Source organism: Membranihabitans marinus (assembly GCF_021729155.1).
Taxonomy (GTDB): Bacteria; Bacteroidota; Bacteroidia; order Chitinophagales; family Saprospiraceae; genus Membranihabitans; species Membranihabitans marinus.
The window spans coordinates 44798-58672 of sequence record NZ_JAJQYA010000018.1 but is presented as its reverse complement, the minus strand read 5'-3'; the positions used below and the strand labels follow the sequence as shown (position 1 = coordinate 58672).

12 protein-coding genes are annotated in these 13875 nt (G+C 39.3%); 8 read left to right on the top strand and 4 right to left on the bottom strand.

The genetic code is table 11. The features are described 5' to 3' along the window. Positions 1 to 572 precede the first annotated feature (572 nt). Entirely contained in the window at positions 573 to 1082 is a 510-nt protein-coding gene (locus LVD51_RS12330) for a hypothetical protein (protein ID WP_236971683.1), read from the top strand. A 17-nt stretch (positions 1083 to 1099) separates the two neighbouring features. On the opposite strand, the gene LVD51_RS12325 is transcribed toward LVD51_RS12330, so the two are convergent. The 4 genes from LVD51_RS12325 to LVD51_RS12310 all read right to left on the bottom strand — a co-directional run bounded on the left by LVD51_RS12325 (position 1100) and on the right by LVD51_RS12310 (position 4643). Continuing rightward, on the bottom strand, positions 1100 to 2047 hold the full coding sequence (locus tag LVD51_RS12325; RefSeq protein ID WP_236971682.1) for a hypothetical protein: 948 nt from the start codon (positions 2045 to 2047) through the stop codon (positions 1100 to 1102). A 4-nt stretch (positions 2048 to 2051) separates the two neighbouring features. Beyond that, the gene (gene rnc / locus LVD51_RS12320; protein WP_236971681.1) at positions 2052 to 2777 is read right to left on the bottom strand and encodes a ribonuclease III; all 726 of its coding nucleotides are present in this window, start codon (positions 2775 to 2777) and stop codon (positions 2052 to 2054) included. Between the two features lie 17 nt (positions 2778 to 2794). After that, positions 2795 to 4036, bottom strand: a complete 1242-nt coding sequence (gene fabF / locus LVD51_RS12315) for a beta-ketoacyl-ACP synthase II (protein WP_236971680.1) — start codon at positions 4034 to 4036, stop codon at positions 2795 to 2797. A 367-nt stretch (positions 4037 to 4403) separates the two neighbouring features. Beyond that, a complete protein-coding gene (locus LVD51_RS12310) occupies positions 4404 to 4643 on the bottom strand; it encodes an acyl carrier protein (protein WP_236971679.1) in 240 nt (79 codons plus the stop codon). A 289-nt stretch (positions 4644 to 4932) separates the two neighbouring features. On the opposite strand from LVD51_RS12310, the gene pyk reads away from it, so the two are divergent. The 7 genes from pyk (at position 4933) to cysS (ending at position 13863) form a co-directional block, all read left to right on the top strand. Next, a complete protein-coding gene (gene pyk / locus LVD51_RS12305) occupies positions 4933 to 6360 on the top strand; it encodes a pyruvate kinase (protein ID WP_236971678.1) in 1428 nt (475 codons plus the stop codon). Positions 6361 to 6374: 14 nt separating this feature from the next. Next, entirely contained in the window at positions 6375 to 8048 is a 1674-nt protein-coding gene (locus LVD51_RS12300) for a tetratricopeptide repeat protein (RefSeq protein ID WP_236971677.1), read from the top strand. A gap of 15 nt (positions 8049 to 8063) precedes the next feature. Beyond that, entirely contained in the window at positions 8064 to 8825 is a 762-nt protein-coding gene (locus tag LVD51_RS12295) for a DUF4292 domain-containing protein (protein WP_236971676.1), read from the top strand. Further along, the gene (locus LVD51_RS12290; protein WP_236971675.1) at positions 8779 to 9942 is read left to right on the top strand and encodes a murein hydrolase activator EnvC family protein; all 1164 of its coding nucleotides are present in this window, start codon (positions 8779 to 8781) and stop codon (positions 9940 to 9942) included. The genes LVD51_RS12295 and LVD51_RS12290 overlap by 47 nt, the downstream gene beginning before the upstream one ends. Positions 9943 to 9959: 17 nt before the next feature. After that, a complete protein-coding gene (gene hflX / locus LVD51_RS12285) occupies positions 9960 to 11171 on the top strand; it encodes a GTPase HflX (protein ID WP_236971674.1) in 1212 nt (403 codons plus the stop codon). 1 nt (position 11172) lies between these two features. Beyond that, a complete protein-coding gene (locus LVD51_RS12280; RefSeq protein ID WP_236971673.1) occupies positions 11173 to 12267 on the top strand; it encodes an aminopeptidase in 1095 nt (364 codons plus the stop codon). A gap of 99 nt (positions 12268 to 12366) precedes the next feature. Further along, entirely contained in the window at positions 12367 to 13863 is a 1497-nt protein-coding gene (gene cysS, locus LVD51_RS12275; protein WP_236971672.1) for a cysteine--tRNA ligase, read from the top strand. The last annotated feature ends 12 nt before the right edge of the window (positions 13864 to 13875 follow it).

Sequence of the window (13875 nt, the reverse complement as noted above, 5' to 3'; positions counted from 1 at the left end):
TTTCGATGTGGTATTCACGACGGAGTCATTCTATATAATTAAAAATATATTCAATGTACGAAAAAATTTTATACAAATACACAATTTAACATTGTTTAGATGACCTCATATCTCTTGAATATAGTTAATAGTGAAATATTCCTAGAATACTTGAGTGGAATTTTGGGATAATAAAAGAGAAAAATGTATGCGAGAATTTTATCCATCACCCTTTTAGGGTTAAATTCTGAAGGCTATATCATTATAGTCGACCAGGAAGCAATCATGCCGAGAAGTAGAGACGCAAGATCTTGCGTCTCATTTGACATTATTTTGGAGACGCAAGGCCGACCCACCCGAAACACGGAGGTTTCGGCTCCTTCATCAAATACCCTCAATGGGCATTTGGTAGTCTTTCAGACTACTTCATTTAGTCGTGTCTCTACGTTTTTCAAATATAGAGTGCAGTCTCGTCGCAGCGCAGTAAAGATTACCATGAAATTTTATTGATACTACGCCGGAGCCAGTGGCCCCGGGTCCTTCATCCATTATTATATTATTACTGCAATCGTAGTTTATGCTTGTCAATTTAAATGCTATCTCGTCGCAGCACAGTGAGAATTTGCTGTCGAATTTTATGTATTCTTGTCGCAGCGCAGTGGCTGCGACTTCACTCGCCAGAGCCCGATTTACGGGCTCTGGTGCTTTTGGCCACCCACCCGAGATCAGGAGATCTCGGTTCCCTCATCGATGATCACTTTTGGATCATCGGTACTTTGTACTTTATTCGGTCATGCTCGTTCACACCCAAAGCCAGTGGCTTTGGTTCCTTCATCCAATCCACATTTACTGGATTGGGTTGTCCTCCAGACAACTTCATTCAGTCATCCTCCGGACAACTTCATTCAGTCACCTCGGCACAGTGGCATATTCTATACGATTTTGAGGGCAATCACGCCTCGGCACAGTGGCCTCGGTTCCCTCATCCTGGCTTCCCCACCCACGACACAGAGGTCGTGGTTCCTTCATCAAAGGTCGATTTACGACCTTTGGTGCTTCGCACTATATTCAGTCATATTAAGGACATTTGGTTGCTCCATTGAGCAACTTCATTCGGTCATCACAACAACACAGGTTGATATTGACCATCTTGTACAGTAGCCCAAGGTTGAAATCCCATCCGAGACCATAACCCTACAACAACGGTCGGTTGATAATAACAGGCAGCAAAAATACTTTGCATTACAAAATCACTTCCGACCAATTTCGACAACCTCTGTCTCTGATGATCTAACATATACCACTCACCATCTGCATAAACAGTTTGCAAGGACAATACCACAGGAAGCGCTTCCAAAAATGGATTTAGCAGTAAAACATCATGCATTTTCTCATTCAAGCTATGTAAATCACAGACATACTTCGACCAATCCAATGCTTCTGAAGAAACCGCCATAAGGGCCAAATTCTCTTTCCAACATCGAACACTGCCGTCGAAAGGCAAGGGAATCAATTGTCCGCCATAATCTCTCCCGGTTATAAATGTTTGCTCAAATGGTTGATTGCCAAATGCAAAATCTCGCAGTAAATGAAATCTTCCCCCATCTTTATCCAGAAACCAAACCTCGCGCTGTCGCAACTTCTCCACCTTTTCAAACTCTTGATACAGAACCGTAAACCGCCCCTCTAATCTGGGCGCAGTAGCGAGATTTTTCTTTGTAAAATTCAGACCGGATTGATAGAGTAAATTCAGCTGCAAAGAAGGATTTAAATCATCGTAGCGCTGCCAAAAGCTCAACAATAGCTGAAGATAAGTCCAATGATAAAAAAAACCATCCAAATCCGTACGATCAACACTGGCGTCTAGAAGGCGCAACCTCTGCCCTATTTTACCGAGCTTGGCATCCACCATTGACGATGCTATCTGAAACCGCTCTTGCTCAAATGTTTGGAGATGTTCCAAGATGGGCTTCTCGTACATATTGGACATCCAATCGGCCCAAACCTCCAATCCCGCTTTCATCAATGACAATCGACTATTGGTCACAAATTCAGCCGGATCTATCATCTATCTATCCTTGAACCGGTACTTTAATCAATCCCAAAGAACTCATGGCCTTTTGGGAAGCTAATTGCTCTGCTCCCTTTTTGTTGAATTCCGAAGCTTCTGCAATAATTTTTCCATCGACCAATACGGCAACCTTAAATCGATCCCGTTTCTGATGACGGTATTTTTCCACCAATTCATATTCAAGTTCCTTACTATGCTTTTGGCACCATTCCAACAATCGACTCTTGAAATTTTCGTCCTTTTTCTCAAGAGAATGAATATCGAGATGGTCTTGAAGGATCTTATCGATGACAAAGTTTTTGGTATAACTATAGCCCTTTTCTATATAAATAGCGCCCAATAAAGCCTCCAAGGCATTGCCCAGCATGGAATCACTTAGCTTCAATTGATTGTAGTGCTTGAGAAAAACATCTAAACCCAAGTCCTTCCCTACCTTATTAAGGGTCTTTCGCTGCACAATTTTCGCCCTCATCTTGGTCAAAAACCCTTCGTCTTCATAGATGTATTTATTAAATAAATACTCCGCGATAATGGTTGAAAGTATGGCGTCACCTAAAAACTCAAGTCGTTCATTTGAGATTTGATAGGATGGATCTTGGTTACTTTTGTGAATAAAGGCTTGCTTGAATAAAAACAAATTTTTAGGTACAAAACCCAATTGCTCCCGAATATTTCGGATAAAATATTTGTCTTTAGACCAAAAGTAATTATATATTTTTTGAATCAATGCTTGCCTATTTAAAATCAGAATTTTCTCAAAACAAAGGAAGTATTATGACCGCCAAAGCCAAAAGTATTGCACAATACGGTCTCGATCTTCCTGTCCTGGGCTTCATTAAATGTCAAATTCAACTGGGCATCGATATCGGGATCATCGGTAAAGTGATTGATGGTGGGTGGAACAAATCCTTCCTGCATACCAATCATACAAGCGATGGCCTCAATGGCACCAGAAGCTCCCAATAAATGACCTGTCATAGATTTAGTCGAAGATATATTTAAACGATAGGCATCTGACTTGAAAATTTCCAAAATCGCCTTCACTTCGGCCACATCTCCTAGTGGAGTAGATGTACCATGAACATTGATATAATCGATTTCAGAGGTATTGACTTTAGATTCTTGCAATGCATTTCTCATCACATTGGCAGCACCGCGGCCATCGGGATGAGGAGCCGTTATATGATAGGCATCATCGGTCATACCTCCACCCAATACTTCGGCATATATTTTTGCACCTCTCTTGCGAGCGTGTTCTAAATCTTCCAAAATCACGGTACCACTACCCTCTCCCAACACAAAACCATCTCGGTCAAGATCAAAGGGGCGAGAAGCGGTTTTGGGATCGTCATTGCGATTGGACAAAGCCTTCATGCCTGAAAATCCTCCAATACCTACTCTGGTAACTGCTGCTTCCGATCCACCCGAAATAATAACATCAGCACGGCCCAATCTTATATTGTCCACTGCATTGATGATGGCGTGACTTGATGATGCACATGCCGACACAGTACCGTAATTGATCCCTCTCAAACCATATCGAATGGCGATTTGACCAGGAACGATATCTACGATCATCTTGGGAATCATAAAAGGATTGTAACGGGGATCCTTATCGTAATCAGAATTGATTTCGATTTGCTCTTCAAGTGATCTTAAACCACCAATACCAGAACCCCAAATTACACCGACGCGATCTAAGTCTACAGCATCCAAATCGATACCACTATCTTGAATGGCTTCCTCGGTAGACACCATGCCGTACTGACTAAACATGTCCATTTTTCGAGCCTCTTTTCGGCCAAAAATTTCGTCGCCGTTAAAATTTTTCACTTCACAAGCAAAAGTAGATTTAAATTTAGTGGCGTCGAAATGCGTAATGTAATCCGCTCCACTGCGCCCTTCTTTTAGCGCTTTCGAGTATTCTTCTATATTATTACCTATGGGAGTGATGGCTCCTATTCCTGTTATTACGACTCTTTTCATCAGCTTTTTTTTTCTCTTGGTCTATTATCTTTTTTAAATAATAATTTTTAATGGACTCCTTTAATACCTGATAACATTAAAAATATCAATAAAAGTATTAAAAAAAATTTAACTAAATTAAGATCACCCTATTAACTAAAGTACACATCTCAATATAATAAAAAAACATTCCTTAGTTTTAAATATTAGGCCAAATAGCCTCAACTTAACTAATTCCAGCAACTTAAAATTGCTAAAACCTCCGATTTATTGATTTACGCAATTTGACATAAAACAGCTGGGAAGGTCTACGATCAAAATTTATTCAAAAAAAATAGCCCTCTTACTTTTTTACAAATAAGAGGGCTAAAAGTATTAATTATTATAATTAATTCTCAACTTCTTTTTGAACATATGAAACGGCTTGTCCTACTGTCTGGATATTTTCAGCCTCCTCATCAGGGATGGATATATCGAATTCTTTCTCGAATTCCATAATTAACTCCACTGTATCCAATGAATCAGCACCTAGGTCATTTGTAAAACTAGCCTCTGGTGTTACCTCTGATTCGTCAACACCCAATTTATCAACAATAATTTTTTTAACTTTTTCAGCTACGCTCGACATGATATTCTAATTTTATGAAACAATTTTAGCGCAAATTAATATATAAATCCCTTGATTAACAAGTTTTTTTTATCAATTGTGCGCAAATAGCACGGCAATATAGGCATTTTATTGAAAATACTCCCTACTCAGCCCCCTACCTCATCTATATATTGCATTTATTTCTTGACGATTTTACCTAGACTTATTGAGCTTTAAGATACAACATTATAATTTTTAACTATTTTTGTCCATTTGACACCTATCTGATAGGTGTGATTATTAAATCTTGAATAAACAAATCTCGTGTATGAATTCTTTTCAAAAAACAAAAATTGTAGCCACAGTAGGTCCAGCCATTGACTCATATGATCAATTAAAAAAATTAATCTTGGCAGGTGTAGATGTGTTTCGTTTAAATTTCTCACACGGTGAGCACGAAACCCACCAAAAAGTAATTGATACCATCCATCAATTAAAGGAAGAACTGGGCACCTATGTTAGTATATTGGCTGATTTACAAGGCCCTAAGATCAGAGTGGGATTAATCGAGAACAATGCCATTCCGCTTACTAGAGGTGACGAAATAGAATTTACTACGGAAGAAGTATTAGGTAATGCAGAGCGAGTACACATTAGTTATGCCGACTTCCCGAAAGATGTCAATCCCGGTGAGAGAATTTTATGTGACGATGGCAAGGTTATATTTTCTGTAATCGATACCAATCGCATCAATAGTGTTCGATTAAAAGTGGAACACGGAAAAGAATTGAGTAGTAGAAAAGGGGTAAATTTGCCAGATACAAAAACTTCTCTGCCTGCTCTTACCCCAAAAGATTTAAGAGATCTTAATTATATTTTGACGCAAGATGTTGATTGGATCGCTCTATCCTTTGTGCGCAAACCAGAAGACGTTATTCAACTAAAAGAAATTATTTCTAAGGCCAACCACCCCGCCCTCGTAATCTCTAAAATTGAAAAACCTGAAGCCGTTGCCGATATCGACTCTATAATCGAAGTTACCGATGGAATAATGGTTGCCCGTGGAGATTTGGGTATTGAAGTACCCCTCGAGCAATTGCCTGGTATTCAAAAACAAATAATCAACAAGTGTATCGAAAATTCATGCCCCGTCATCGTTGCCACCCAAATGATGGACAGTATGATTTCCAACCCATCTCCTACCAGAGCAGAAGTTACCGATGTGGCCAATGCCGTATTTGATGGTGCTGACGCCGTAATGTTGAGTGGAGAAACCAGTGTTGGTGAGTATCCCGTGATGACGATTGAAATGATGACTAAGATATTGAGCGAGGCGGAAAAACTGTTGATGATGAAAGGCAAACGCCCCAAAGCAGTCAAAGGATCGGAGACCTATCATTCAGATGTGGTTTGTTTTACCGCGGGTAGAATGTCGCGAACTATCGGTGCCAAAGGTATCGTAGGATTTACCGAATCGGGATATACTGCATTTAAAGTGAGTAGTTATCGCCCAGATTGTCCTATATTTATGTTTTCAGGCAACAACAAGACCCTGTCTATTCTCAATTTGGTATGGGGAATTAAATGCTTTAAGTACGACAAATTTACCACTACCGATGGTACCATTGAAGATGTAGTCAATATATTGAAATCAAAAGAATGGATATCGTCTGGTGATGTTATAATAAATACAGGAGCTATGCCGTTGAACAAAAGACTGAAGACCAACTTCTGTAAAATTACAATTGTAGATTAAAACCATTTATATTAGTGCATGTAGCCACATCATTGTTGATTTTTTTCTTAGCACTCTTTTACCTTCCACCGACAGGTCTGAGTCAAGAACTATTATTGCCTCAAAAATCTGTCGATACAGAGTCGATGTTTATTGATGCAGAAAAGAAAAAAATAATTGGAGATACCGACGGAGCCATTGTTTTATACAAACAAATTTTGGAATTGGATCCCAACGACGATGTGGCTGCCTACCTATTGGCCAAAGTGTACTTACAGCAAAAAAACTACACCGAATCGGCTAATTATTTCTCTTTAGCCCTGGTCAATGAAAAAACCAATCCATGGTACTATATCCACGGTGCTGAAGCCTATGCCAACAACGATCAAATACTGGAAGCTTCGAATACCATGGAAAATTTGGTTAAACAGTTTCCCAATGAAAAAGAGTATTACGATCGTCTAGAGTACTTATATCACAAAACTGGACAGTACGGAAAACAATTGGAAACCGTAAATCGGTTAATCGATCGATTTGGCTATCACAGGGACTACGCCCTTTCAAAGATTCAGATCCTAGATCAATTGAACAGACAGGATGAAGCCATAGTGGAATTGAAAAAATTGTCAGAAGAAAATCCAAACGATAAATTATTGTTGAATCTCTTGGCCAATTTTTATAAAAAACAAGGCCGTGATGAAGAAGCCATGGCTGTTTATCAATCCATAATCACATTGGATCCCGACGACGCCGACGCCAATATTGCATTACATGTCAAGGACAATTCAACTTCTTCTGTTATTCAAAAAATCAGAACGCTGGAGAACATGTTTAGCAACTCAGCCATTGACTTTAACAGCAAATATCCTCATCTAGCGCCATTCTTAGAGAACAATTTAGAAGATTTGGACAGTCTAGAACTCCAAGCTTTAAGCGAAGCCAGTGCTTGGTTGTTGACCGCACATCCCGACGATGCTAAGGCTCTGGCATTTAGAGCCGATATGTTGGTCAATACGGGAAATTCGTTGCTGGCCATCCCCCTCTATCAACAAACTATAGCCCTCTATCCGGACAATTACATGGTATGGGAACAATTGTTCTGGACATTAAAGGAAACCCTTAAATGGAAGGAACTGTTAAAAACCACTGATGAAGCCATGATCTATTTTCCCAATAAGGCCACCGTCTATTATATGAAGGCCATGGCAGCCTACCACAGTCAAAAATATGATGACGCCTTGTTCGAATTGGAATTTGCGGAAAAACTGGCAACTAAGGACAGAGTTTTACTTTCCAATATATGGGCATTAAAAGGACAAATCTTATGTCAATCCGATGGTCAAAAATCAGCGAATGCTTTTGCTGAAGCGCGAAAAATATTAGGAGAAAATCCCAATATAGATTATCGTGAAAGTTATTGTGTAATGTCTCAACCGGATTTGGAACAAAGCTTAAAACTAATTCAATCCGCTGTCAATAAAGTCCCCAGCAGTCCCGAATTCAAGGTTCAACTAGCCTTGGTATATCAAAAAATGAATCGACCAGATGCCGCCATTGAAACCCTCTTGCCCCTTGCAGAAAACTCGGTTTATTATCCGGTTTTTGAATTATTAAGCGACTTATATCGCGATGCAGGCAATGCGACCTCGGCCAAGAAATATTATGACAAAGCCATTAAATATGGCATGCCCCCATCTTCTTCAAATTAGAATAAAAGCTAGACTATGAAACAACTGTACTCAATATTATTTGGTTGCTGTGTAATGGCAATGATCATAAGTTGTGGTGGATCAAAATCATTAAAGTCCAAAAGTGAATTTTCTCCAGAAGCCTTTGAAGATTTTTTCCTCTCCATTGACCATATAGAAATGAGTGGCAAACTGAGAATATCACTGCCCGATGATGGGATGAGTTATAGTTCAACAGTGACTACCAGAATGAATAGTGACAGCATATGGATATTGGGCAAATTTATAGGATTTGAAGCCTTTAGAGCATTGGTTACTCACGATTCTATCCAAGTCATCAATCGCCTCAACAAGGAATACATGAAGGCCAGTTGGAAAGAAGTCCAAAACAAATACAGTAAAGACCTTGAATTTTTCTCCTTGCGCAATCTTTTACTGGGCAATCCCTTTATTGTCCAAGGCAAGAAGTACGAATTGTTCAAAAACCAAAATGTCTATGAGTTTGACTACAGTTCTTCAGAAGCCAAGTTATTTATCGATATTTTATACGAAAAAACCATTGTAGAAAGTTCTTGGTTAATAGAAGGCAAAGGTATGACGATTGAATCTGGTTACCTTAAATATAATAACAACAATTTAAAAAATATTCCTTACTTTCGCTATTATATTGCAAATTTTCCTAATGCACAAAACATTAATATTGAATTAGAAATAAAAAATTTCAGCTTCGATGACAATCTTAAACTACCTTTTGAAGTGCCTAGCCGGTACACTGTTCTTCCTCTCGTTACTTTTTAAAGTACACGGTCAAGACGTAGAGTCATTGAATGTCCAGCGAGACCAAATTGTCAAGGAAATACAAGCCACCAATGCATTACTACAAAAAAGCAAGGAAAAATCAAACAATATATTACACCAATTCCAATTACTGCAAAATCAGATTTCGAACCGAGAAAAACTAATTTCCAATTACAACCTGGAATTAAAAAAAATTTCCAATGATATAGTCTATCTCAACGGAGCAATAAAAACAGAAAAGGAAAAGCTGGATCGGATCAAAAAAGAATACGGCAAGATGTTGCAACAGTATCATCGTTCCAATTTGGTTCAAAACAAGATCTTATTGCTTCTTTCTTCAGCCAACTTCAATCAGGCCATGGCGAGGTGGCAATATTTTAGACAAATATCGAATTTTAGGAAAAATCAAAAAAGCGAAATACAAGAGATTCAACAGTCTTTAGTGGACAAGCAAAATCAATTGGAGGTTAAAAAACAGCGAACGACAGCAGCCAAGGATGAAAAGTTGAGCCAAAAAAACAATTTATCCAAGGAAATGGCAACCAAGGATAAAATGCTTCAGGACGTAAAAAAAGATATTGCCAAACTCAACCAAACCATAGCGCAAAAAGAAAAAGAGCGCAAAGCTCTGAGTGCAAAGATCTCCAGACTAATTGCGGAAAACAATACAGCATTGCCTAGCACACCTGCCACAACTGCACTTTCTAGCAATTTTGAGAAAAACAAAGGCAAATTACCTTGGCCAACCGATGCTGGTATTATTTTGAGAAAATATGGGGAGCAAGCCCATCCCATACTCAAAAACATAAAAGTAGTAAATGATGGAATCGATATTCAGACCGAAGCCGGATCCAAGGTTTACAATGTATTTGAAGGGAGGGTGATAGAAGCAGTTTTTGTCGCTGGTTTCAACATGGTCGTTTTGGTAAATCACGGCAGTTACAACACCGTATACAGCAATTTAAGTCAGGTAAATGTAGTTAAAAACCAACAGGTAGGCAGACAAGATATTTTGGGAGTTGTCGGAGAAAATAACGACGGCGTCCCAGTTCTCCATTTTGAAATATGGAAGAAAAAACAGGTTCAAAATCCATTGTTGTGGATAAAAAACCGTTAATTTAAATACAAAAAATAGTGAGTAACGATTGGAATATAGGTAAGAAAAATTCTTCAGGCCTTTTAACAGAAAACGAAAGAGCCATAGTCATTGGATTGATTACTGGCATGGAAGACGAAAAAATAATAAATGATTATCTAAATGAGTTAGAATTTTTGGCGAGTACGGCTGGAGCCATTACCATTCAGCGATTTACTCAAAAAGCCGATCGACCGGACAAGAGATATTATATAGGAAGTGGAAAAGTAGAAGAGATTCGGCAATACATTGAAGACAATGATATAGACCTCGTCATATTTGACGACGACTTAAGTCCTTCCCAGTCTCAGAATCTAGAAAAAGTACTGAAGCGAAAAATATTGGATCGATCTAATCTTATCTTGGATATTTTTGCCAGCCATGCCCGTACAGCTCAAGCCAAAACTCAAGTAGAACTCGCCCAAATGCAATATCTACTACCTCGACTGAGAGGTTTATGGACTCACTTGGAGCGACAAAAAGGGGGTATTGGTATGCGAGGTCCTGGGGAAAAAGAGATTGAAACAGATAGACGGATAGTCCGCGATAAAATATCGAAGCTCAAAGACAAATTGGCCAAGATCGAGTTGCAAAATGAAACTCAACGAAAAAACCGAGGCGAATTTATCAGGGTAGCATTGGTCGGATATACCAACGTGGGCAAATCGACCATCATGAATCGACTGAGTAAATCCGAGGTATTGGCAGAGAACAAACTCTTTGCAACCCTGGATACTACGGTTCGCAAGGTAGTATTTGGCAGAATGCCATTTTTGATGTCGGATACCGTAGGATTTATTAGAAAACTCCCCCACCATTTGGTAGAGAGTTTTAAATCCACATTGGATGAAGCGAGAGAAAGCGATATTTTGCTCCATGTCATCGACATATCCCATCCCAAATACGAAGAACACATTGCCACGGTTATCGATACCCTGCGCACCCTAGGAGTAGATCAAAAGCCAGTGTTGATGATCTTCAATAAATTGGATTTATACCGCAATCAGTCTTTCGACGAACTTCTTTCTCCGGAAGAGAAAAAGAACATCGAAGAGGAGTTTAAGGAAAGTCTACAAAAGCAATACCAAACACCTATGGTTTTTGTATCTGCCCATACCAACGAACACATCGATGATTTGCGAAACACCTTGCAACATATGATAGAGCAAGAATACGACAAAAGATATCCTTACAAAACCAAATACTGGTAAAATGACTTTATTGGAAAAATATGCTGCCCTATTGGTAGATTACTGTCTGGAAATAAAAACCAATGATCGCTTGTTTGTCAAGACGACTTTCTTGGCCGAACCATTGGTGCGTCATATATACGAAGCGGTGATAGCTAGAGGTGGTCATATGGAGGTTGATTTTGTGATGAAGGGCCAGAATCAAATATATTTTGACCATGCCCAAGATCACCAACTCAATTATATATCCCCCACTACCCTCTATCGGTATCAACATTTTGAGAAATATTTATTTATTCGGGCTCCGCATAATTTATTTGAAGACAAATCTATAGATTCCAAAAAACTAGAAATAAGATCAAAGGCCAGTGCAGAACTCAACAACCTGTATTTTGAACGAACGGCCAGTGGGAGTATGGATCGAAGTCTCTGTCAATACCCTACAGATGCTGCCGCACAAGCCGCTGAGATGTCGCTGGAGGATTACAAAAAATTTGTTTACAATGCCTGTCTTCTATACCAGGAGAATCCCATAGATGCTTGGCTAGAAGTTAGAAAAAAACAACAGGCAGCCACAGATATCTTAAATAATGCTTCCATCGTGCAATACAAGGGAAGCAATATCGATATAAGCTTTTCATGCCAGGGAAGAACTTGGATCAATTCTGATGGTCGAAGCAATATGCCATCGGGAGAAATTTTTACTGCACCGGTAGACGATTCGGTCCAGGGCGAAGTATATTTCTCCTACCCCGCCATCTATCGAGGTCATGAAGTGGAAGGCGTCAGACTGGTATTCAAAGATGGGTTGGTCACAGAATGGTCGGCAGAGAAAGGGGGTGAATTTTTGGACGCCATTATGAAAGTGCCCGGTGCGCGAAGACTTGGGGAAGCAGCCATAGGAACCAATTACAATATTCAGCAGATAACCAAGAACATCTTATTTGACGAAAAAATAGGAGGCAGCATCCACCTCGCCTTGGGCCAAGCCTATAAACAATGTGGAGGGAAGAATACTTCTTCAGTACACTGGGATATGATCACCGATATGAAGGAAGACGGAGAAATATACATCGATGGACAACTCATTTATAAATCTGGTAAGTTTGTATTCTAAACCACCGTTATATCACACACAAAGAATATACCGTTATTATAACTCAAATCTAAACCAAAGACTTATTTTTGCAGCCAATGCATTGGGAAAAATGAAATTATGAGAAAATACGAAAAATACCCCCTATATATTCACAATAGTTTATCGAGGTCAAAAGAATTGTTTAAGGCCATCAATCCACCTCATATTGGATTATATGTTTGTGGACCGACGGTATATAGTGATGTCCATATAGGCAATTGTCGAACCTTTGTGAGCTTTGACGTTGTCTTTCGATATCTCAGCCACCTCGGTTACCAAGTTAGATATGTGAGAAATATAACCGACGTTGGTCACTTATTAGACGATGGTGAAGACCGAATGGCCAAAAGAGCGAAGGTTGAACAACTAGAGCCTATGGAAATAGCGCAAAAGTACACTAATGGGTTTCACAAAGTCATGGAGATATTCAATACCCTGCCCCCTTCCATAGAACCTCAAGCTTCTGGTCATATACCAGAACAAATAGAGATGGTTCAGGCCATTATAGACAATGGATATGGATATGAAAAAAACGGTTCGGTGTATTTCAACACAAGAAAATTTGCCAGTGATAGTTCGGTCTACGGCAATCTATCTGGCCGAGTCTTGGACGATTTGTTACAGGAGACCAGAACATTGAAAAATCAAGATGAAAAAGAAGATCCCGCCGATTTTGCAATTTGGATGAAGGCGGATGATCGTCATATCATGAGATGGAATTCGCCGTGGTCGGTCGGATTTCCCGGTTGGCATTTGGAGTGTTCTGCCATGAGTACCAAGTATCTCGGAAAAACCTTTGATATTCACGGCGGGGGAAGTGATTTAAAATTCCCGCATCACGAAAATGAAATAGCTCAAAATAATGGAGCTTGTGGATGCAGTCCAGCAAATTATTGGATGCATTCCAATATGTTGTTGCTCAATGGCAAGAAAATGTCCAAAAGCGATGGCAATACCATCACTCCACACCAATTGTTCGATGGCAACAGTGAACATATCAGCAAGGGATACGATCCGATGACTATTCGATTCTTCTTCTTACAAGCCCACTATTCGAGCACATTAGATCTATCGGATACAGCATTACAAGCAGCAGAGAAAGGGTATAAAAGGTTGTTAAATGCCTTACCTATTGCAGAGCGATTGAAGGATGCCAGTGTTGATGGAAAGACTGTGGATGAAGAATTGACTCAGAAGATCAAGGATTTATGTAATCAGTGTTATATTGAAATGTGCAACGATTTCAATACTGCAAAAACCATGGCTGTCCTATTTGAGATATCGAGTATCCTCAATGAAATAGACCAGAATCCCAAATTGCTTACTGGGCTTACAACAGAGACTTTAGTAGAGTTGGGTGAAACATATGTCGGTTTTGTAGAAGATGTATTGGGGCTCAAAAAAGAAGCCGAAGACACCTCCAAAATTGGCGATGTAATAGAGATCTTAATTCAATTGAGACAAGAAGCTCGAGCCAATAAAAATTGGGCTCTATCCGATCAAATCAGAGACCAATTGCTCGCTTCTGGAATTACGATAAAAGACGGTAAAGACGGTACGACATTTAGTTTATAATACCGGAATTCA